This is a genomic window from Kineococcus rubinsiae, from assembly GCF_011839805.1.
Lineage (GTDB): Bacteria > Actinomycetota > Actinomycetes > Actinomycetales > Kineococcaceae > Kineococcus > Kineococcus rubinsiae.
The window spans coordinates 84,647-104,939 of the sequence record NZ_VWPY01000001.1 but is presented as its reverse complement, the minus strand read 5'-3'; the positions used below and the strand labels follow the sequence as shown (position 1 = coordinate 104,939).

Here is a 20,293-nt window from a genome sequence, read left to right as displayed (position 1 = left end):
CACCCCGACACGAGCCTGGAGGGGAACTGATGGTCCCGCGCACGGTGGCCCCGAACAGCTTCGCCGGTCGCCTCGACGACCCGGCCGCGAACGCCGGCTACGAGGCCCCGCCGCCCCGCAAGGGGTTCTTCACCGACACCTCGGTGTGCATCGGCTGCAAGGCCTGCGAGGTGGCGTGCAAGGAGTGGAACATGGTGCCGGAGGACGGCATCGACCTCCTCGGCATGTCCTACGACAACACCGGCGGGCTCGGCGCGGACTCGTGGCGGGCCGTGGCGTTCATCGAGCAGTCGCGCCCGATCGGCCGGGGGACCCCCGCCTTCGACGGCACCACGACGGGCGGGTCCTCCGACGCCCTGCAGCAGGACGTCGTCGCGGCCGGCATCGACGTCTTCGAGGAGGCCTCGCGCCTCGGCACGGCGCTCCCGGGCGGCACGCCGATAGCCGACGCGGCCGCGGCGGCCACCGGTGCCTCGGGCGGCTGCGGCTGCGGGTCCGGCGGGGGAGGGTGCGGCTCCGCACCGGCCGCCGCCGCCGCGACGACCACCACCGCCGCGCCCGCGTCGGAGCAGTTCCTCGGCATGCCCGGCATGCTCGCGCCGGCCCCGCTGCCGGACCGCGAGGGCCGCCAGGACGTGCGCTGGCTGATGATGTCCAACGTCTGCAAGCACTGCACCCACGCCGCGTGCCTCGACGTCTGCCCCACGGGCGCCCTGTTCCGCACCGAGTTCGGGACAGTCGTCGTGCAGCAGGACGTCTGCAACGGCTGCGGCTACTGCGTCTCCGCGTGCCCCTACGGCGTCATCGACAAGCGCGAGGGCGACGGCCGGGCCTGGAAGTGCACGCTGTGCTACGACCGGCTCGGCAACGACGAGACGCCCGCGTGCGCCAAGGCGTGCCCCACCGAGTCGATCCAGTACGGCGACCTCGACGAGCTGCGCGAGCGCGCCGAGGCGCGGCGGCAGCAGCTGCACGACGTCGGCGTCACCGAGGCGCGCCTGTACGGCGAGGACCCCGACGACGGCGTGGGCGGGGACGGGGCGTTCTTCCTCCTGCTCGACGAGCCCGAGGTCTACGGCTTGCCGCCGGACCCGGTCGTGACGACGCGGGACCTGCCCTCGATGTACAAGCACATGGCCGTCGCGGCGGGCGCCATGGTCCTCGGGGCGCTCGTCTCCGGTCTGGGGCGCCGCTCGTGAACACCCCCGGCAGCCCCACCGAGGGGGCCTTCGAGCGCGACCCGCACCCCGACGCCGACCCGCGCCGGACCCAGAACCAGGAACCGCACCCCGCCCACCAGGGCGGGCAGTCCCACCACGACCCCCTCGGCGGCCAGGCGGCGCGCATGTGGGGCGCCGGCATGGGGCGCCGCGACGGGGCCGCGGTGGACGCCCCCGGTGGGCCCGACGGCGGGAAGCCCCGCCGCCGCGGTGGCCGGCGCCGCCGGGGCGACCCGAACGCGGTCGTCCCCGACGCCGAGTTCCGCTCCTACTACGGCCGCCCGGTCCTCAAGCGGCCCGTGTGGACGCACGACATCGCCTACTACCTGTTCTCCGGCGGGCTGGCCGCGGGCTCCTCGATGCTCGCCCTCGTCGCGGACGCGCGCGGCGACGCGACGGCCCGGCGCAACCTGCGCCTGACGTCGCTGACGGCGGTCGGCGCCAGCGCCTACTTCCTCATCATCGACTTGGGCAAGCCGGAGCGGTTCTACAACATGCTCCGCGTGGCCAAGGTGACCTCGCCCATGTCGGTCGGCACGTGGATCCTCACGGGCTTCGGGCCGCTGTGCGGTGCGGCGGCCGTGTTCGAGGGCGCCGTCCTGCTGCCGCAGCGCGGTGTGTGGGGCCTCGCGCGGACCCTCGCCCGCCCGGCGGCCTCGGTGGCCGGGGCCGGGGCGGCGCTCTTCGCGCCGCTGCTCGCCACCTACACCGCCGTGCTGTTCGCCGACACGGCCGTGCCCTCCTGGCACGAGCCCTACCGGGAGCTCCCGTTCGTCTTCGCGGGCAGCGCCCTGGCCAGCGGGGCCGGCGCGGGGATGCTGCTCTCGCCCGTGGCGCAGGCCGTCCCGGCGCGCCGGGCCGCGGTCCTCGGCGCGACGCTGGAGCTCGTGGCGGCGCACCGCATGGAGAACGAGCACGGCCTCGTGAGCGAGCCGTTCCGGATCGGCCGCCCGGGGAAGTTCCTGCGCGCGGCCCGCGCCCTCACCGCGGCGGGCGCCGTGGGAGCCGTCCTCGGCCGGCGCTCCCGCGTCGTCTCGGCGGCCGCCGGCGCGTGCCTGCTGACCGGCTCGTTCCTGACCCGCATGGCCGTCTTCGAGGCGGGCATCACCTCCGTCGAGGACCCGAAGTACGTCGTCGTCCCGCAGCGCGAGCGCGTCGCGGCCCGCGACGCGGCAGCCGCGACGGCCTCCGCCTGACGTCCGCCCGGACGGACCTCCCGCACCACCCCGGCTCGCGAGCCGGTTCCCCACCCCCGTGACGTCGAGACCGTGCGTCCCCGCCCCCGCACCCGGAGGTTCCCGTGGCGTACAAGACCCCTGACCAGATCGCCGTCGCCGCCGCCGCGACCGGGGACAAGAAGGCCCACCTGTCCACCGGCAAGATGCTGGTGGGCGGGTTCCTCGCCGGGGCCTACATCGCCTTCGCGGGGCTGCTCGCGGTCGTCGTCACCGCGGGCCTCGACCCGGCGATCTGGGGCGGCGTCACGACGCTGCTGACCGGTGCGGTGTTCAGCCTCGGCCTCATCCTCGTCATCGTCGGCGGGGCGGAGCTGCTGACCGGGAACATGGCCCTCGTGCCGATGGCTGTGCTGCGCAAGCGCGTGACGCTGGGGCGCCTCGGGGTGAACTGGGGCGTGGTCCTCGTCGCCAACCTGATCGGGTCGCTGTTCGTCGCCTACGTCCTGGCCGTCCACACCGGCGTCATCGGCACCGCGTCGTCACCGGCGGGTGCGGCCCACTCCGCCTACGAGCGCCTCGGCGCGATCGCGACGGGCAAGGCGATCACCGAGGACGACGGCACGGTCTTCCTGCGCGCCATCGGCTGCAACTGGCTGGTGTGCCTGGGCGTGTGGATGGCCATGGCCGCCGAGGACATCGGCGGCAAGGTGGCGGCGATCTTCTTCCCCATCACCGCGTTCGTCGCGCTCGGCTTCGACCACGTCGTGGCCAACATGTTCTTCCTGCCCGCGGCCCTGTTCGCCGGGGTCCCCGGGATCGGGTGGGGCGACATCCTGCGCAACTGGGTGTTCGCGGGCCTGGGCAACGCGGTCGGCGGCACGGTGTTCGTCGGGCTCGCCTACTGGTACCTGTTCCTGCGCGGCAGCGACGCGGGCAGCGACGGGACCGGCCACGAGGGCGGGGCCCCGGCGGCGACCTCGGACGGCTCCGGGACGGCGGGCGCCCCGCGCGGGTGACGCGTCAGCGCACCACGACGGTGCGGCCGTCGCGGGCGGGGACGAGCTCGCCCACCACGGGGTGACCCGGAAGCTCGCCCGCGACGAGCAGCCCGCCGGACGTCTGCGCGTCGGCGAGCAGGATCAGCTCCTCCTCGCTCGCGGACCCCGCGTCCAGGAACGGCCGCACCCACTCGAGGTTGCGGCGCGAACCCCCGGGCACGAAGCCGTCGCGCAGCGACTGCCGCGCCCCGTCGACGTACGGCACGGCCGCCGCGTCGACCACGGCGGTGACACCGCTGGCGCGGGTGATCTCGTGCAGGTGCCCGAGCAGGCCGAACCCCGTGATGTCGGTCGCGCAGCGCACCCCCGCGGCCAGCGCCGCGCTGGAGGCGGCGGCGTTCAGCGTCGTCATGACGGCGATCGCCTCCTCGAAGACCTCACCCGTCGCCTTGTGGCGGTTGTTCAGCACGCCGAGGCCCAGCGGCTTCGTCAGGGTCAGCGGCACGCCCGCGCGCCCGGCGTCGTTGCGCAGCAGCCGGTCCGGGTGCCCCGTGCCGGTGACGGCCATGCCGTACTTGGGTTCCGGGTCGTCGATGCTGTGCCCGCCGCCGACGTGGCAGCCGGCCTCCGCCGCGGCGTCGGCCCCGCCGCGCAGCACCTCGCGGGCGAGCTCCGGCGGGAGCAGGTCGCGGGGCCAGCCGAGCAGGTTCACGGCGACCAGGGGACGCCCGCCCATGGCGTAGACGTCGGAGAGGGCGTTCGTGGCCGCGATGCGCCCGAAGGTGTAGGCGTCGTCGACGACGGGGGTGAAGAAGTCGGCCGTCGCGATGACCGCGACGTCCCCGCTGATCCGGACCACGGCCGCGTCGTCGCCGACCCCGACGAGAAGGTCGTCGCCCGGCGCCTGCCCGGCGGAGGTGAGGCCGGCGACCATCTGCTCCAGCTCACCGGGCGGGATCTTGCAGGCGCACCCCCCGCCGTGGGCGAACTGCGTGAGGCGGACCGCGGCGGGGCTGGTCGTCGTCATGCCGCGACCGTAATCGGCGGGTCCACACCCCGCGACCGGCCCCGCGACGGGTGGCCCGCCCCGGGTGGGGGGCCGACGTGCCGCCCGGACGGGCCTCTGCCAGGCTGACCGGGCCGGTCCCGCGGGACCGGTCTGCTGCCCGGGGAGGCGTCAGGGTGCCTGGTGGCCCCCGCGGTCTTCAACACCGGCGTGACCGAGCACCTCGGTCAGGTGGGTTCGATTCCCATCCGCCTCCGCCAGCGGCCGCCTCCTGCGTTCACCTCTGCGCGAGGAGCAGCACCGCCGCGAGGACCGCGGAGACGGTGCGCACGTGGTTCCAGGCGCACCACGCCCCGGCGACGGCGTGGAACGTCGCCTGCTCCTGCGCCAGGCGGTCGTTCAGCGGGACGTTGCCGGCGACGGTGACCGCGACCACCCCGACGAGGTAGAGAGCGCACGCGACTACGACCCGCGGGTCCGCGCCGCGGACGGCCAGGACCGCCAGCACCAGGCACGCGGCCGCGGTGCCGAACAGCGCGAGCATGAACGGCGGCCGCACCGCCAGGACGTTGATCGAGCGCATCGCCGGGGCGGCCTGCGCCTCGGGCAGGCGCACCAGCGCGGGCACGACGAACGTGGAGAAGGCGAAGAACACACCGCCCACCACCGCGCACCCGATGCCGGCGGCCAGCGCCAGGACCCTCACGAGCCCCGCACCCCCTCCGCGGCTCGCTGTTCCGCCCTGCCGGTCGCCCCGGGGAGGGGCGGGGGACGGGTGGTGCTCGTCGTCGGGGACGCGGTGCTCGTCATGGAGCCAGCGAAGCGGACGAGGGCCCTCCGGGACATGGTCGAGAGCGGCGAGCGGATGCGCGGGCGTCTCACCCTCCTGGCGTCCGCGGCGGTCGCGGCCCTACCGTCTGCCGGCGTGGACCCCCTCGCGGACCTCCTCGCCGGCCCCCGGGCACGGGGGGCGTTCCTGCTGCGGTGCGACCTGGAACCGCCCTGGGCGCTGCGGGTCCACGACCGGGCCCCGCTGACCGTCGTCGCCGTCGTCGCCGGATCGGCCTGGGTGACGTTCGACGGGGCGCCGCCGCAGCGGGTCGACCCCGGTGACGTGGCGGTGGTCCGCGGCCCCGACCCCTACGTGGTGTCGGACGAGCCGGGGACCCCGCCCCAGGCGGTCATCGACGCCGACCAGCGCTGCACCACCCTCGAGGGCGTCGAGGTGCCCCTGGGCCGGCTGGGGACCCGGTCCTGGGGGAACAGCGCCGGTGGCCATACCCGGCTGGTCACCGGCACGTACCCCGAGCACGGGGCGCTCAGCGGGCGGCTGCTGCGGGCCCTGCCGCCCCTCCTCGTCCTGCGCGGCGACACCGCGACCGCGCCCGTCCTCGACTGGCTTGCCCGGGAGGTGACCTCCCCGGTCCCGGGTCAGGAGGCCGTCCTGGACCGGTTGCTGGACCTGCTGCTGGTGACGGCGCTGCGGTCCTGCTTCGACACCGCCGGGGGCGGCGCGCCGGGCTGGTACACCGCCGCCGCCGATCCCGTCGTGGGGCCGGCCCTGCGCCTGCTGCAGGACCACCCGGAGGAGCCGTGGACCCTCGGTTCCCTGGCCGCGGCCGCGGCGACCAGCCGCGCCACCCTGGCCCGGCGCTTCACCCGCCTCGTCGGCCAGCCCCCGATGGGCTACCTCGCGACGTGGCGCCTGGACCTGGCCGCCGACCTGCTGCTCGACCCGGCCACCACGGTCGCCGCCGTCGCCCGCCGGGTCGGCTACGGATCGCCCTTCGCCCTGAGCGCCGCGTTCTCGCGCCGGTTCGGGACCAGCCCGTCGCAGCACCGCGAGGGTGCCCGGGGGAGCACCGGCGCACCGCACCCCGCACCGGACGTCGAACCGAGGTGAGGGCGGTTCACCGGCGGGTCAGGACGTCCCGGCGGTGGCCCGCTCGACCAGCCGGGCGATCCGCTCCCACGTCGCCTCGTCCGCGTCGCCGGTCAACGCGTAGGAGGTCGCCCAGAGGCCCCCGTCCTCGTCCAGCCGCGCGTGGGGGCTGAACCCGAAGGTCGAGTACCGGAGCTTGTCCATCTGCCCGCTGCGGAAGAAGCACACGACGGATCCGGCTCTCGCCCAGCCGGGTTGGCCGTAGTAGAGCTTCGGCGCGAGGTCCGGCGCAGCGGTCAGGACGACCTCGTGCACCCGCTCGGCCAGCGCCCGGTCCGCCGCCGGCATCTGCGCGATCCTGGCCAGCACGTCCGCCTCGTCGGCCGCGGCCTTCTGCGCCGCCTTCTCCGCGGCCTTGCCCGTCCCCGACCCCTTGCCCGTCGGCCCGCTGCGCTGCGCCTGCGTCCTCAGCTCGGACGCCCGCTCCTTCATCGCGGTCCGCTCCTGCTCGGAGAACCTCGCCTCCGACCCCGGTGCTGACGCCACCGTCGTCCCCCCTCGCCGCTGCGCCGACCGCCGCGGTGGCGACCGGTTCCGCGGCCGACGCTAGGGCCCGCCCCGAGGTGAGCGCTTCTTCGATCCTGCTCGATCCGAGGCGGCCGGTCCGGTGCTGCCGGTGCGGGCCGTGCGGGCACCTCCTACGCTCCACGGGTGTCGGACCCCCGTCGAGCCGTGCCCCGCACGGACACCGTCCTCGCCGACCCCCGGCTCGCCGGCGCGCTGCAGCGCCACGGCCGCGACGCGGTCAAGCAGGCCGTGCGCGGGGCGCAGGACCGCGTCCGCACGGGCGAGCTGCCCGCCGACGCGACCGTCGAGGCCGTGCTCGGTGCGCTGCCCCGGGCGGCGTCCAGCCTGCGCCCGGTCCTGAACTGCACGGGCGCCGTCCTGCACACCAACCTCGGCCGGGCCGCCCTGTCGGGCCCGGCGGTCGAGGCCGTCACGGCCGCGGCCGGGGCCACCGACGTCGAGATGGACCTCGCGACGGGCCGGAGGGCGCGACGCGGGCGGGGGGTGCTCGCGGCGCTGCGCGAGGCCGTGCCCGCCGCGGGCGACGTGCACGTGGTCAACAACGGCGCGGCCGCCCTCGTGCTGGCCGCCACGGCGCTCGCCGCGGGGGGAGAGGTCCTCGTCAGCCGCGGCGAGCTCGTCGAGATCGGCGACGGGTTCCGGCTGCCGGACCTGCTGGAGTCCACGGGCGCCCGGCTGCGCGAGGTCGGCACGACGAACCGCACGACGCTCGCGGACTACGCGGCGGCCGTCGGGCCCGCGACCCGGATGGTGCTGAAGGTGCACCCCTCGAACTTCGTCGTCACGGGGTTCACGGCGGGCGTCGGGCCCCGCGAGCTGGCCACGCTGGGCCTGCCCGTCGTCGTCGACACGGGTTCCGGCCTGCTGCGCCCCGACCCGCTGCTGCCCGACGAACCCGACGCGGACACCGCGCTGCGCGACGGCGCCACCCTCATCACCACGAGCGGTGACAAGCTCCTCGGCGGTCCCCAGGCCGGGTTGCTGCTCGGGGACGCGGACGTCGTCGACCGGCTGCGGAGGCACCCCCTCGCGCGCGCCCTGCGCGTCGACAAGCTGACCCTCGCCGCCCTGGAGGCCACCCTGCGCTTCGACGAGAACCCCACCTGGCAGGCGCTGCGGGCGGACCCGGAGGACCTGCGCCGCCGGTGCGAGGAGCTCGCGGAGTCGTTGCGCGGCAGCGGGGTCGAGGCCGGTTCGGTGCCCAGCGAGGCGGTCGTCGGGGGCGGGGGAGCACCGGGTCTGGAACTGCCGTCGTGGGCGGTCGAACTGCCCGAGGCGCTGGCCGCACCGCTGCGGGAGCAGGGCGTCGTGGGCCGCAGCGTCCGCGGGCACCTGCGGCTGGACCTGCGCTGCGTCCGCCCCGCCGACGACGCGCGCGTCGCGTCGGCCGTGCTCGCCGCCGGGAGGAAGTGAGTGCACGTCGTCGCCACCGCCGGGCACGTCGACCACGGCAAGTCCACCCTCGTGCGGGCGCTCACCGGCACCGACCCGGACCGCTACGCCGAGGAGAAGCGGCGCGGCCTGACGATCGACCTGGGGTTCGCCTGGACCGACCTGGCCCCCGGGCGCACGGTCGCCTTCGTCGACGTCCCGGGCCACGAGCGGTTCGTCCCGACCATGCTCGCGGGTGTCGGCTCGATCGGGGTCGTCCTGTTCGTCGTGGCCGCCGACGGCGGCTGGATGCCTCAGTCGGCCGAGCACCTCGCCGCGCTGGACGCCCTCGGGGTGTCCCGCGGGATGCTCGTGGTCACCCGCGCGGACCTCGCCGACCCGGGGCCCGCGACGCAGGAGGCGCTGGCCCACCTCGCGCGCACCAGCCTCGGCACGGTGCCCGCGGTCGCGTGCAGCGCCACCACCGGCCAGGGCCTCGACGACGTGCGCCGCGTCCTCGGCGAGGTGCTCGCGCAGGTCCCGCCGCCCCCCGCCGGGCCGGTGCGGCTGTGGGTCGACCGCAGCTTCTCGGTCCGCGGCGCGGGGACCGTCGTCACGGGGACGCTGGCCACGTCGTCCATCGCGGTGGGCGACGAGCTCGACCTCGCCGCGGCCGACGGCGGCCGGCGCCGCGTGCGGGTGCGCGGGCTGCAGTCGCTGGAGCACGACGTGCCCCGCGCCGACGCGGTCACCCGCGTCGCCGTGAACCTGCGCGGGGTGGAGCGCGGCGAGGTCGCCCGGGGCGACGCCCTGCTCACCCCCGGCAGCGCCCGTTCCACCGCGGTGGTCGACGTCCGCCTGGCCGGGGTCGTGGCCGCCGAGCTGCCGCAGCACGTCGTCGCCCACCTCGGCACCGCGGCCGTCGGCGCGCGCGTGCGGCCGCTGGGGCCCGACACCCTGCGGCTGCAGCTGGACCGGCCGCTGCCGCTGTGGATCGGCGACCGCCTCCTGGTCCGCGAACCCGCCCAGCACCTCGTGCTCGGCGGGGCCGTCGTGCTCGACGTCGCCCCGCCGCCCCTGCGGCGCCGCGGGGCCGCCGCGGCCCGCGCGCAGGTCCTCGCCCCGCTGGACGGCACCCCCGACGAGGCTTCGGAGCTGCGGCGGCGGGGCCTCGTGCGCGCCGGCGACCTGCGGGCCATGGGCGTCGAGGTCCGCTCGGCCGCCGTCGCGCGGGACTGGCACGCCGACCCGGCGGTCTGGACCCGGGCGGGGGAGCGGCTGCGCGAGGCCGTCGCGGCCTACGTCCGCGAGCACCCCCTGCACCCCGGGCCGACGCTGGAGGAGGCCCGGCATGCGTGCGCGCTGCCCGACCGCGCGCTCGTGGAGGCCCTCGTCGCGGCGCCCCTGCGGGTGGCCGACGGCCGGATCGTCACGGCCACCGACCAGCTGCCCGCGGGGGTCTCCCGGGCGGTCGCGGCGCTGCGCGCGGGCCTCGCGGCAGACCCGTTCGCCGCCCCCGACGCGGAGCGGCTGCGCGAGCTCGGGCTCGGGCGGGCGGAGCTCGCGGCGGCCGTGCGCGCGGGCCTGCTCTCCTCGCCGGCGCCCGGGATCGTCCTGGGCCCGGACGCCCTCGACCGCGCCGCGGAACGCCTCGCGGCGCTGCCCGCGCCGTTCACGGTGAGCGAGGCCAAGCAGGCCCTCGGCACGTCGCGCCGGGTCGCGGTGCCGCTGCTGAGCGCGCTGGACGCGGCCCGCCGCACGCGCCGCGGGGCCGACGACCGCCGCACCCTGGTCCCCCGCTGACCCCCGCCCCCCTCCCCCGGTGATCATGCAGGGATTACCTGCATGATCACCGGGGGGACGGGGGTCAGGTGGGCGGGGAGCGCTGGTGGCGCGGGGCCCGCGTCAAAGGGGACCGGCGGGGCCGCCGTCGCGACCGGGCCGGCCGGTCGGTGGGCCGGAACCCGTGCGGCGCCGGGGCTCCCGTGCCCGTCGCCGCGGGCGGGCCCGGGTCCTCCGGTGGCGCGGTCAGCTGCTCGACGATGGCGTCGAACTCACGCGCCCACCAGCCGTCGTCGGGTTCGGGGAGCTCCCCGGGCCGGTCCCGGCACGGGGAGGCCGTCGCGGTCACGACCGGACCTCAGGACTGCAGCGCCGGCTGCTCGTCCGCGGTCTCGACCTGGATCCGGCGGGGCTTGGCCCGCTCCGCCACGGGGATCTTCAGGGCCAGGACCCCGTTGCGGTAGGCGGCCCCGATCCGGTCGGTGTCGAGGTTGTCCCCGAGGATCAGCTGCCGGCTGAAGACGCCGCGGGGACGTTCCGCGGCGACCACCTCCGCCGTCGTCTCGGCGACGGGCCGCTGCGCCCGCACCGTCAGGACGTTGCGCTCGACGTCGAGCTCGATGCTCGTGGGGTCGACGCCGGGGAGGTCGAACTCGACGTGGAACTCCTCGCCGGAGCGCCACGCGTCCATCGCCATCACGGCAGGCCGGGCGTTCGTCCCGAGGACCTGCTGGGTCAGGCGGTCCAGCTCACGGAAGGGGTCGGTGCGCATCAACATGGCCACCACCTCCAGGCGTTCGAAGTAGGAGATGCGCTGTGCGGTTTCCGCTGTCGCCCGGCACGTCCCGGGTCGACAGCACAGGTTGTAGCACTCCTGCGCCGGAGTGCGCAAGAGGTCGAAGGCGCTGCAGTGCAGCGACTTCGGACCCGACCTGCGCGGCCGCGCGTACCGGCGGCGCCGGAGGGTAGGGGAGGTCCATGTCCCCCTCGCGACGCCCGGCCCGGCCCACGGTCACGAGCGGCAAGGTGGCCGCGCGCGACACGTGGGTCGACGACGACGGCATCCGCAAGCCGGCCGGTGAGGTGCACGCCTGGGAACCCGGGCAGAACCAGACGGTGTGCGGGCTGCCGCTCGCGCGGGCGGGGCTCGTCCGGTTCCCGCACGTCGCCTTCGCCGACACGGACCCGCTGACCGGGGGCAGCGCGGACGCGGTGCGCTGGGTCTGCCCGAAGTGCGCCGCCGCGTCCGGGCGGCCGCGGGGTTCCCGGGGCTGGGAACGCCGCGACCCCCGGCCCTGACGGGTGCGCTGCTTCCGCGGCTGCGCCCTGCTTCCGCGGTTGCGCCCTACTTCCGCGGCTGCGCCGGGTTGGTCGGGTCGCCCTGCGACGGCGGGTTGATCGGCGGGGCGCCGCTCTCGCCGAGCAGCGGCCCGGTCGGGGCGCCCGCGTGCTCGGGCTGCGCTGCCGCGGGGTCGCCGCCCGAGGGCTGGGCGCCCGCGGCGAGCTGGTCCGCGCGGGCGCGCAGGACCGTCAGGACGGGCTCGCGGGCGCCGTGCTCCTCCTCGTAGGCGAGGAGCGTCGCGAGACCCCCGGCGTCCAGGGAGCGCACCCGGTCCCGCAGCGTCGCCACGGGCAGGTGGTCGTAGTCGGGCACGGGGAGCTGGGTCCGGTCGTCGGTCACGGGGACCTCCACGTCGGTGGCGCCGCCGGGTGCGCGGGCGCCGGGTCGGGCGGCCACGCGGCTGGACCGTGTGCGGCAGGCTACGGGCGCTGCGCGGCGCCCGCAGGTCGGCGCCCGCCCCCGGCGCAGGACCCGCCCGGTGGTCGCGCCCGGCGGCTCTCGGCAGGATGCGGTCATGACCGACATCAAGCGCGGCTTGCACTACCGGTTCGTCTTCGAGGGCGTGGCCAACGACCTCCAGCAGCTCGTGACGCCGTCGGGCAAGCTCCTCGACGCCTTCGACGCGGTCGCCGTGGAGGAGCTCGCCCCGCCCCTGCCCAGCGGCGCCGGGTCGGTCCTGCTCGACAAGGCCGGGCACGCCTGGCAGCTCGCCGACGGCAGCCCGGCGGTGTGGCGGGACAGCTCCGGTGAGCGGCGCACGCCCGAGGAGATGCGCGAGCACGGCGTGGCGGAGGTGCTGCGCGACACCGACGTCCGCGGCCGCTGAGCCGTCCCGCCGCCCGGCGTCAGAGCCGGCCGGCGCCCCGGAGCACGGCCTCGGCGACGTCGGCGGGACGGGCCTCCGGGATCCAGTGGCCCGTGTCCAGGGCCTGCGTCCGGAACGGGGCGGCGACGAAGCGCCCGGTCGCCGCGACCGCCGCGGGCGCGAAGAACGGGTCGCGGCGCCCGTGCAGGTACGTGACGGGGACGCGGACCGGGCGGGTGGGTCCGGAGCCGCCCGCCAGGGGCAGGGCGCGGTACCAGTTCAGCGCGGCCGTGAGGGCGCCGGGCGCGGTGAGCGCCGCGGCGTAGGCCCCGGCCACGTCCTCCGGCAGCCCGCCGCGCTGCAGGAGCGTGCCCAGCCGTGCGCCGTCGCCCGCGAGCAGCAGGGCCTCGGGCACCCGCGGCAGCTGGAAGAAGCCCATGTACCAGGAGCGCAGGGACTGGGTGCCCCGCAGGAGCCCCTCGCGCATCGCGGCGGGGTGGGGCGTGGAGAGGGCGGTCAGCGTCGCGACCCGCTCGGGCACGGCGGTGGCCAGCGCCCACGCCACCGCGCCGCCCCAGTCGTGGCCCACGACGTGCGCCCGCGCGGCGCCCGCGGCGTCCAGCAAGGCCGCGACGTCGCCGACGAGGTCCCGCACCGCGTACGCCCGGCGGCCCGGCGGGCGGGCCCCGGGCGAGTACCCGCGCTGGTCCGGCACGAGGACCCGCAGACCCGCCTCGGCCAGGAGCGGCGCGACGGCCGCGTAGGCGCGGCGGTCCTGCGGGAACCCGTGCAGGCAGACGACGACGTCACCGTCCAGGGGGCCCACGTCGTCCACGGTGAACTCCAGGGCACCCGCGTGCGGGTCCTCGCGGGTGAAGGTCGTCAGGCGGGTCGGCGGTCGCGGGTCCGGCATCCCGGCATCCTCCGCGACCCGCCCGCCCGCGTCACCTCCGCGCCGCCCCGCCGGCCCCCGACGACCCGGTTCGAGCCCGGTTTGCCGGGGAGGGCCGCGGGTAGGTAGCGAGGGTCGGGCGAGCAGGGCCCGAGCAGGCGGGAGGCGCCGGGCGGCGCGGTGGAGGACAGCGGTGGCGGACGCGGACCGGTTGCGGCGCAGGGCAGCGGAGCTCTTCGGGTTCGGGGACCTCCGGCCGGGTCAGCGGGAGGCGATGGAGGCGGTGCTCGCGGGCCGCGACGTGCTGGCCGTGATGCCGACGGGTTCCGGGAAGTCCGCGATCTACCAGCTGACCGGCCCGGAGCTCGACGGCCCCGTCGTCGTCGTGTCCCCGCTGATCGCCCTCGAGCGCGACCAGGTCGACACCCTGCGCGCCGACGAGCGCCGCGGAGGTGCGGTCCTGCTGAACTCCCAGCGGACGCCGGCGCAGACGGCCGCCGCGCTGGAGGACCTGCGCACCGGGCGGGCCGTGTTCGTCCTGCTCGCCCCGGAGCAGCTCGCGCGCGAGGAGGTGCTGGCGGAGCTCGCCGCCCTGCGCCCCGCGCTGCTCGTCGTCGACGAGGCGCACTGCGTCTCCTCGTGGGGCCACGACTTCCGGCCGCACTACCTGCGGCTCCGCCGCGCCCGCGAGCGCCTGGGGTCCCCACCCGTGCTGGCCCTCACCGCGACGGCCGGCCCGCAGGTCCGCGCGGAGGTCGTCGAGCACCTCGGGCTGCGGGACCCCGTCGTCCTCGTCGAGGGCTTCGACCGCCCCGAGATCGACCTGCGCGTGCAGCGCTGCCGCGACGAGGCCGCCCAGCGGGACCTCGTGGTGCGCACCGCGACCGCCACCGAGGGCAGCGTGCTCGTCTACGTCGCCCGCCGCCGCGACGCCGAGGAGTACGCGGCCGCCGTGCGTGCCGCCGGGCGGCCGGCCGAGCACTACCACGCGGGCCGGCGCAAGGGCGATCGCGACCGGGTGCTGCGGGAGTTCCTCGCCGGCGAGGTCGGGGTGGTGGTCGCGACCACGGCGTTCGGCATGGGCGTCGACGCCGGGGCCGTGCGGGCCGTCGTGCACGCGCACGTGCCCGACTCCCTCGACAGCTACCACCAGGAGATCGGGCGGGCGGCCCGCGACGGCGCCCCGGCCGTCGCCGTGCTGGCCTACCGGCCCGAGGACCTGGGCCTGCGGCGGTTCTTCACGTCCCCCGTCGCGAAGCCCGGACCGCTGCGGGAGGTGCTCACCGCGCTGCGCCGGGAACCCGCGGGGACGTCCCCGGAGCAGCTGCGGCGCGCGCTGGGGGTCTCGGCGGCGCGGCTGACGGCCGCCGTGAACCTGCTCGGGCAGGTCGGGGCGGTGGAGGAGGACGCCGACGGGCGGCTGCGCGTCGCGGCCGGCGGCGGGGACCCCGAGGAGGCCGTGGCCGCGGCGGTGGAGCTGTCGCGGCGGTGGCGGGTGCTGGAGCGGACCCGGCTGGAGGTGGTGCGCGAGTACGCCGAGACCGCCGGCTGCCGCCGGGCGTTCCTGCTCGGGTACTTCGGGGAGGAGCTGCGCGGCACGTGCGGGCGCTGCGACCGCTGCCGCGCGGGGACCGCGGCGGGGCACGTCGTGCGGGACGCGGGGGAGTTCCGCGTCGGGGCGAGCGTCGTCCACGCGCGCTGGGGCGGCGGGGAGGTCGTGCGCGTCGAACCCGACCGGGTCACGGTGCTCTTCGAGGAGGCCGGCTACCGCACCCTCTCCCTGCAGCTGGTCCAGGAGGAGGAGCTGCTGCACGCGGCCTGACGGCGGCCGGCTCGCGCGGCCGTCCGCGCGACGGGGCGCGCCGCGGGCCCGCGCGTCGTAGGCTCCCTCCCACGGTCCAGCCCCGGCGCCGGAACCCGAGGCGCCGCACCGCGTCGCGCCTCGCGGGCACGAGGAGCCGTCGATGACCGGAGTCCAGCCCGGGAGCACCCGCCCGGCCGCCGCACCGCCTGCCGCGACCGCCCACCGTGACGTCCTGCAGGTGCGCGGCGTTCCCGGCAGGACCCCGCTCGATGGGGGTCGCCGCGCGACGGCGCCCTCCGGGGGGCCGGCGGACGTCCTGGCGCAGGCCTGGTCGTGCGCGGAGACCTTCGCCGGCCCCGGCGCCGTCCTGCTCGGTGCGGCGGCGGGGGACGTGGGGGCGCTCGTCGCGGAGGGCCTCGCCGGCACCGACGCGGAGGTGGTGGTCGTCGTCGGGCGGGGCCGCCCGTCGGCCTTCGCCGCGGCGGCCGGGGACGCGCGGACCTGCGTGGTGGCCGTGGACGACTCCGCGGAGGGCCCGGACGGCCTGCGGCCCTGGACGGGCGCCCTGGACGGTCACGCGGTCGTCGTCACCGCGGCGGGGGAGCTGGCGGGGGCGGTCTGCGAGGCGCTCGCGCACGAGGGCCCGGCGCTCGTGCAGGTCCGGCTCAACTGACGCGGTGCCGGCTGGAGGGGGCGGGGCCACGGTCCGGCCTCGGCGAGGCGGCGGACCGGGAGCTCGCTGCTGAACCCCCGGCCGTTCCCCGGGCCATCGCTGACCCGACGACGCCTCCAGTAGAACAGGCCCCGCCGCATCGGGGGACGCGACGGCGGATCCTGTGAGCCCTAGCGCCGCGCGCGGCGCCCGCTCTCGACCTCGCGGACCATCTCCGCGGCGAGGTCGCGGAGCTTCCGGTTGGCCGACTGCGAGGCGGCCACGAGCCGCTGGAACGCCTCGTCGGCCGTCACGCCCTCGGTGATCATGATCATGCCCTTGGCCTGGTCGATCACGGCCCGCGACTCCATGGCGTGCTGCATGCGCGCGGCCAGCAGCGTGGAGTGCTCGTACAGCGAGGCGTTGGCCAGCGAGACGGCCGCGTAGCGACCGAACTCCGTGGCCACGGCCTCCGCCTCCGCGTCCAGCGGGGTCTCGCCGAACTGGTAGATGTTCATGGCGGCCAGCACCTGCTGGGGCATCGGCAGCCCCAGGCTGAGGATGCTGCGCACGCCCTGCCGGGCGGCGATCGCCGAGAAGTCGCGGTAGGACGTGTCCCGCGCGACGTCGTCGATCCGGATCGTGTTGCCGGACTGCGCCGCGTCGACGCAGGGCCCGAACCCCGCGGCGTACTGCCGCTCGTCCAGGGCCGCGGCCAGTGACCCCGTGAACGCGGCGGTGTGCGGAACGCCCTTCTCCACGAGGGTCATGCTGATCTCGTCCGCGCCGGGGATCGTGGCCACGGCGAGCTCGGCGACGCGCAGCAGCACCTGGCTGAGGGGCTGCTGCCCCAGCACCATCGTGCTGAGCTCCGCGAACGCCTGCTGGGGTGGCATCGGCGTCCCGTTGCCGGGTGCGTCGATCTCGTCGGGCATGTCCGTCCATCCACTCCGTGACGCGCGCGAGCGGCGGAACGCAGGCTCGCGGCGTGCAGTCGAACCCTGACGTGGCGAGTGCCACCGGGGGCGCTGCGAGCTGTTGCTCCAACTCTCGCGACCGGTGCCCCCTCGTCTCTGGTTCTGGGCCCGGTCACGGTGCAGTTGCAGGAATCCTAGTCAGGTGCGGCCCGTGCTCGGGGACGCCCGGGCGCCGCAGCGGGCGGGCGGCCCGCGTCAGGCGGCGGACGCCACGACGTCGCCCGCACCGCTGATGCGCAGCAGGTGCCGCAGGAGCGGATCGGGGCCCACGAGCGTGAGGTGCCGGCCGCGCGCGTGCACGCGCCGCCGGGCGGCGAGCAGGCTGTTGAGGCCCTTGACGTCGCAGAAGGCCGTGCGGGTGAGGTCGACGGACAGGTCGCCGCGGTGGCGGTCCACGACGTCCGCCACGAGGCAGTCCAGCAGCGGGGCCGTCGTGGCCTCGAGCTCACCGTCGAGGCGGAGGACCGTGCCGCGGGCGCCGCGCGCGACGGTGACGGTGAGGGCCGCGGGCTCCGTCCGCGTGGCCCGCGCCGACGGGGGACGGCCGGCGTCGTGCACCGGGGCGGTGGACGGGCACGTGGACGTGGTCGGCAGTGCTGGTGTGGCGGTGGTCATGGCTCGTCCCCTCGGGACAGCACCGGGCGTCATCGCTCGCGGTGCTCGGTGGCCGCCTCTGTCTCGACGACCGAGCTGCCTCTCAACCCGCGCTCAGAGTAGGTCGGCGTGGCGTCTGGAGCAACCGTCTGGCGACCTCCAGTGACGACCCTGGCGACCGGCTGACCAGTCTGGTGACGCGGTGTCGTCAACCCCTCGACGACGAGTCACCGGCGGGTTCGGGTGAGCCCAGGTGGAAGCCCTGCGCGTAGCGGAACCCCAGCTGCCGCAGCACCTGTGCCGTGCTCTCGTCCTCGACGCCCTCGACGATCACGGGGCGGTCGACGAGGCGCCCGAGGGTGAGCGCGGCGGACAGCGCGGCCGTCGCGGCGGCGGCCCGGCCGGGCACCCCGGCGCCCAGTGCCGCCGCGAACGTCTGGTCGACCTTGAGGATCGGCACCGGCACCTCCAGCACGCGGTTCAAGGAGGCGTTGCCCGAGCCGAAGTCGTCGATCGCCAGGGGGCACCCGAGGTCGGCGAGCGCCCGGACCACGTGCCCCGTGCCCAGCTCCGCCAGCGTCCCGATCTCGGTGATCTCCAGGACCAGGCGCTGCGGCGGGAGCCCGCACTCGGCCAGCAGGCGCGCCACCTCGGCCGGCAGCGACCGGTCGCGCAGGCTGGTGACGCAGAGGTTGACGAAGACCTTCCGCGGCGACCGCGCCCCGAGCTGCGCGTCCCAGGCGGCGAGCTGGTGGCAGGCCGTGCGCAGCGCCCACCCGTCGAGGCGGCCGATGAGGTGGTTTCGCCGCGCGACGTCGACGAAGGCCGTCGCGGGCAGCAGGCCCCGGTCCGGGTGCTCCCAGCGCGCGAGGGCCTCGACCCCGTACACGTCACCCGTCTCCAGGTCGACGATCGGCTGGTAGTGCAGCACCAGCTCCCCGAGGTCGAGGGCGCGCTCGAGGTCCAGCGCCAGCTGCACGCGGCCCGTGGGGCTCGTGCGCGCGTCGGCGGCCGCCGAGGGGCTGCGGCGCGCGTGGCCGTCGTGCCGGTCTCCGTCCTGGGTGGCGCCGTCCTGCGGGGGGCCGGCGGTCCGCACGCCCCGGCCGGCGCCGCCGTCGGTGCGGGCCACGGCGATGCGGCCGCGCCCGCTGCGCTTGGCGGTGTACATCGCCGTGTCCGCCCTCGCCAGCAGCGTCTCGGCGCCCGTGGCCGGGTCGTCGGTCACGGCGATGCCGATGCTGGCGGAGGCCGCGGGGAGCCCCGCCCGCTCCGTGGTCCCGTCCGGTGCCGCGTCCCCGGGGGGAGCGCCGCGCAGCAGGCTGAGGATGCGCTCGGCGACGACGGCGGCCTCCTCGGGGGTGCCCATCGACTCCAGCAGCACGACGAACTCGTCGCCGCCGACGCGGGCCAGCACGTCGGTGGGGCGCAGCGCCCCGCCGATGCGCTCCGCCGCGACGCGCAGCAGCGCGTCGCCCGCGGAGTGGCCGTGGGTGTCGTTGACGGTCTTCAGCCCGTCCAGGTCCAGGAAGAGGGTGCCCACGAAGCCCGTGCGGCGGTTCAGCCCCGCGAGCGCCCGCTCCAGGCGCTCCATCAGCACCCACCGCACGACGAGCCCCGTCAGGGGGTCGTGCATGGCCCGCCAGGCGAGCTCCTCCTGCGCCCGGCGGGCGCTGTCGCGATCCGCCGCGACCACCAGGTAGGTGGTGGCCACGTCCGCGAGGGTCCGCGCCACGGCGATCTCGTCGTCGGTGAAGGGGCCGGGAGAGCGGCGGTAGACGTCCAGCACCCCCCAGCCCCGGCCGCGGGCGCGCATCGGCACGGCCAGCACGGCGTGCACCCCGCGGGCGGCCGCGTGCTGCTGGTACGCGGGCCAGCTGCCGGTCACCGCCAGGTCCGGGCTGCTCACGAGCTCACCGCTCGCGTGGCAGTCGATGCAGGGGCCGGACTGCTCGGCGTCCTGGCGGGCCTCGAGGTCCTCCACGGTGCCGCCGGTCGCCAGCGCCATGCGCAGCAGACCGCCCTCACCGGGGACCATGACGCCGGCGCCGTCGACGGGCAGCACGCGCGTGGCGGCCGCGACGAGGTGGCGCACGATGTCCTGGACGGCGTAGTCGGCGAGCAGGGTGGCGGCGAACTCGGCCAGGACCTCGCTGAGGGCGGTGCGGTCCACGGCCGGCCGCGGACGCGCCCCGTCGGGGTTGCGCCGGCCGACGTCGTCCACGGTCTCGGCGGGCGGCGGGGTGGGAGCGGTCACGGCGTCTCCTCGTGCCCGCCCGGCGGCGGGGGACGGTACGACCCGCACCGGAGGGAGCTGCCTGCCCAACCCGCCGACGACTCTAGGGCCTGGACGCGCGGCCCGTCCCGTCCTGCGATCACCCGGGGTACCGTCGGCCGACGCCGCCGCTGCCCCGCGGCGGCCCGCGCACGAGGACCGAGGTGGTGAGGTGGCCGGCCGCAGCGTCGCGGACGTCCTCACCGAGCTCGGCCGCGGTGCGCCGCCCGACGCCGAGCTCCCGCAGCGCCTGGCCGAGTCCTGCGCCGCGGCCCTGCCCGGTGCCGGGGTCGGGCTCAGCCTGACGACGCCGGCCGGGCCCGCCGGGGTGCTCGCCGCGACGCGGGGCACGGGGGCCGCGGTGGAGGAGCTGCAGCTGACGCTGGGCGTGGGGCCCTGCCGCGACGCCTGGACGAGCGGGCGTCCCGCCCTGCACGCCGACCTCGCCGCCACGGGGGCCGCCCGCTGGCCCGCCTTCGTGGCCGGGGCGCTCGGCGCCGGGGTGCAGGCCGTCTTCGCCTTCCCCGTGCGCGTGGGCGCCGTCCGCCTCGGCGTGCTCGACGTGTCCCGCGCCGCCCGCGGGGCCCTGGACACCGCCGAGCTGGCCACCGCCCTGACCTACGCCGACGCGGCCGTCGCCGTCCTGGTCCACCTGCAGGCCGGGCGCGGCGCGGGGGACGGCCCGCCCCTGGCGCTGCGCCTGGTCGAGGACAGCGCCGAGGTCCACCAGGCCACCGGCATGGTCTCCGTCCAGGCGGGGGTCGGTGTGGCGCAGGCCCTGGGGCTCCTGCAGGCCCGGGCCTTCGCCGGCGGGCGTCCGCTGCGCGAGGTCGCCCGCGACGTCCTGCGCGGGGCCGTGCGCTTCACGCGCGACGACGACGGGATCGGTGGCGGGTGAGCGGGCCGGGCGGCGGGGTGGGCCCCGGCGGG

General features: G+C 77.1%; 20 protein-coding genes and 1 tRNA gene. 12 read left to right on the top strand and 9 right to left on the bottom strand.

Annotation, left to right across the window (positions count from 1 at the left end):
• Nucleotides 1–29 precede the first annotated feature (29 nt).
• From F1544_RS00470 to F1544_RS00460, 3 genes are all read left to right on the top strand, one after another.
• Nucleotides 30–1,199 (top strand): 4Fe-4S dicluster domain-containing protein, encoded by a 1,170-nt coding sequence (locus tag F1544_RS00470; RefSeq protein ID WP_167580853.1) that lies wholly within the window; start codon nt 30–32, stop codon nt 1,197–1,199.
• Nucleotides 1,196–2,416, top strand: coding sequence for an NrfD/PsrC family molybdoenzyme membrane anchor subunit (gene nrfD / locus F1544_RS00465; protein ID WP_308469796.1), 1,221 nt, complete (start codon nt 1,196–1,198; stop codon nt 2,414–2,416). The genes F1544_RS00470 and nrfD overlap by 4 nt, the downstream gene beginning before the upstream one ends.
• 104 nt (nt 2,417–2,520) lie before the next feature.
• The gene (locus F1544_RS00460) at nt 2,521–3,414 is read left to right on the top strand and encodes a formate/nitrite transporter family protein (RefSeq protein ID WP_167580851.1); all 894 of its coding nucleotides are present in this window, start codon (nt 2,521–2,523) and stop codon (nt 3,412–3,414) included.
• A gap of 4 nt (nt 3,415–3,418) precedes the next feature.
• On the opposite strand, the gene selD is transcribed toward F1544_RS00460, so the two are convergent.
• Nucleotides 3,419–4,423: a selenide, water dikinase SelD gene (selD, locus tag F1544_RS00455; protein ID WP_167580849.1), complete on the bottom strand. Its 1,005-nt coding sequence runs from the start codon at nt 4,421–4,423 to the stop codon at nt 3,419–3,421.
• Between the two features lie 143 nt (nt 4,424–4,566).
• Between selD and F1544_RS00450 the strand changes: the two genes are divergently transcribed.
• Nucleotides 4,567–4,662: transfer RNA gene (locus F1544_RS00450), tRNA-Sec, on the top strand.
• A gap of 17 nt (nt 4,663–4,679) precedes the next feature.
• Here the strand turns inward: F1544_RS00450 and F1544_RS00445 are convergent.
• Nucleotides 4,680–5,108: an anthrone oxygenase family protein gene (locus tag F1544_RS00445; protein WP_167580847.1), complete on the bottom strand. Its 429-nt coding sequence runs from the start codon at nt 5,106–5,108 to the stop codon at nt 4,680–4,682.
• A gap of 219 nt (nt 5,109–5,327) precedes the next feature.
• Here F1544_RS00445 and F1544_RS00440 point away from each other — a divergent pair, with 219 nt between their 5' ends.
• The gene (locus F1544_RS00440; RefSeq protein WP_167580845.1) at nt 5,328–6,305 is read left to right on the top strand and encodes an AraC family transcriptional regulator; all 978 of its coding nucleotides are present in this window, start codon (nt 5,328–5,330) and stop codon (nt 6,303–6,305) included.
• A gap of 18 nt (nt 6,306–6,323) precedes the next feature.
• Here the strand turns inward: F1544_RS00440 and F1544_RS00435 are convergent, their stop codons facing one another.
• The gene (locus tag F1544_RS00435) at nt 6,324–6,776 is read right to left on the bottom strand and encodes a DUF1801 domain-containing protein (protein WP_373368044.1); all 453 of its coding nucleotides are present in this window, start codon (nt 6,774–6,776) and stop codon (nt 6,324–6,326) included.
• A gap of 219 nt (nt 6,777–6,995) precedes the next feature.
• Between F1544_RS00435 and selA the strand changes: the two genes are divergently transcribed.
• Together selA and selB are read left to right on the top strand one after the other, a co-directional pair.
• Nucleotides 6,996–8,285, top strand: a complete 1,290-nt coding sequence (gene selA, locus F1544_RS00430; RefSeq protein WP_167580841.1) for an L-seryl-tRNA(Sec) selenium transferase — start codon at nt 6,996–6,998, stop codon at nt 8,283–8,285.
• Complete coding sequence (gene selB / locus F1544_RS25975) at nt 8,286–10,046, top strand: selenocysteine-specific translation elongation factor (protein ID WP_167580839.1); 1,761 nt, start codon at nt 8,286–8,288, stop codon at nt 10,044–10,046.
• A 337-nt stretch (nt 10,047–10,383) separates the two neighbouring features.
• Here the strand turns inward: selB and F1544_RS00420 are convergent, their stop codons facing one another.
• The gene (locus tag F1544_RS00420) at nt 10,384–10,803 is read right to left on the bottom strand and encodes an Hsp20/alpha crystallin family protein (RefSeq protein WP_167580837.1); all 420 of its coding nucleotides are present in this window, start codon (nt 10,801–10,803) and stop codon (nt 10,384–10,386) included.
• A 200-nt stretch (nt 10,804–11,003) separates the two neighbouring features.
• On the opposite strand from F1544_RS00420, the gene F1544_RS00415 reads away from it, so the two are divergent.
• Nucleotides 11,004–11,324, top strand: coding sequence for a hypothetical protein (locus tag F1544_RS00415; RefSeq protein ID WP_167580835.1), 321 nt, complete (start codon nt 11,004–11,006; stop codon nt 11,322–11,324).
• 46 nt (nt 11,325–11,370) lie between these two features.
• Here the strand turns inward: F1544_RS00415 and F1544_RS00410 are convergent, their stop codons facing one another.
• A complete protein-coding gene (locus F1544_RS00410; RefSeq protein ID WP_308469795.1) occupies nt 11,371–11,763 on the bottom strand; it encodes a DUF8129 domain-containing protein in 393 nt (130 codons plus the stop codon).
• Between the two features lie 118 nt (nt 11,764–11,881).
• Between F1544_RS00410 and F1544_RS00405 the strand changes: the two genes are divergently transcribed.
• Nucleotides 11,882–12,193, top strand: coding sequence for a hypothetical protein (locus tag F1544_RS00405; protein ID WP_167580833.1), 312 nt, complete (start codon nt 11,882–11,884; stop codon nt 12,191–12,193).
• A gap of 19 nt (nt 12,194–12,212) precedes the next feature.
• Here F1544_RS00405 and F1544_RS00400 read toward each other — a convergent pair whose 3' ends face one another.
• Nucleotides 12,213–13,085: an alpha/beta fold hydrolase gene (locus F1544_RS00400; RefSeq protein WP_167580832.1), complete on the bottom strand. Its 873-nt coding sequence runs from the start codon at nt 13,083–13,085 to the stop codon at nt 12,213–12,215.
• Between the two features lie 172 nt (nt 13,086–13,257).
• Here F1544_RS00400 and F1544_RS00395 point away from each other — a divergent pair, with 172 nt between their 5' ends.
• Together F1544_RS00395 and F1544_RS00390 are read left to right on the top strand one after the other, a co-directional pair.
• Nucleotides 13,258–14,886, top strand: a complete 1,629-nt coding sequence (locus F1544_RS00395) for a RecQ family ATP-dependent DNA helicase (protein WP_167580831.1) — start codon at nt 13,258–13,260, stop codon at nt 14,884–14,886.
• Nucleotides 14,887–15,028: 142 nt separating this feature from the next.
• Entirely contained in the window at nt 15,029–15,541 is a 513-nt protein-coding gene (locus F1544_RS00390) for a hypothetical protein (RefSeq protein ID WP_167580830.1), read from the top strand.
• A gap of 170 nt (nt 15,542–15,711) precedes the next feature.
• Here the strand turns inward: F1544_RS00390 and F1544_RS00385 are convergent, their stop codons facing one another.
• The 3 genes from F1544_RS00385 to F1544_RS00375 all read right to left on the bottom strand — a co-directional run bounded on the left by F1544_RS00385 (nt 15,712) and on the right by F1544_RS00375 (nt 19,345).
• A complete protein-coding gene (locus F1544_RS00385) occupies nt 15,712–16,455 on the bottom strand; it encodes an ANTAR domain-containing protein (RefSeq protein ID WP_167580829.1) in 744 nt (247 codons plus the stop codon).
• 237 nt (nt 16,456–16,692) lie between these two features.
• Entirely contained in the window at nt 16,693–17,112 is a 420-nt protein-coding gene (locus F1544_RS00380; protein ID WP_167580828.1) for an STAS domain-containing protein, read from the bottom strand.
• Nucleotides 17,113–17,299: 187 nt separating this feature from the next.
• Nucleotides 17,300–19,345 (bottom strand): putative bifunctional diguanylate cyclase/phosphodiesterase, encoded by a 2,046-nt coding sequence (locus F1544_RS00375; RefSeq protein WP_167580827.1) that lies wholly within the window; start codon nt 19,343–19,345, stop codon nt 17,300–17,302.
• A 190-nt stretch (nt 19,346–19,535) separates the two neighbouring features.
• Here F1544_RS00375 and F1544_RS00370 point away from each other — a divergent pair, with 190 nt between their 5' ends.
• Nucleotides 19,536–20,261 (top strand): GAF and ANTAR domain-containing protein, encoded by a 726-nt coding sequence (locus F1544_RS00370; RefSeq protein WP_167580826.1) that lies wholly within the window; start codon nt 19,536–19,538, stop codon nt 20,259–20,261.
• Nucleotides 20,262–20,293: the final 32 nt, after the last annotated feature.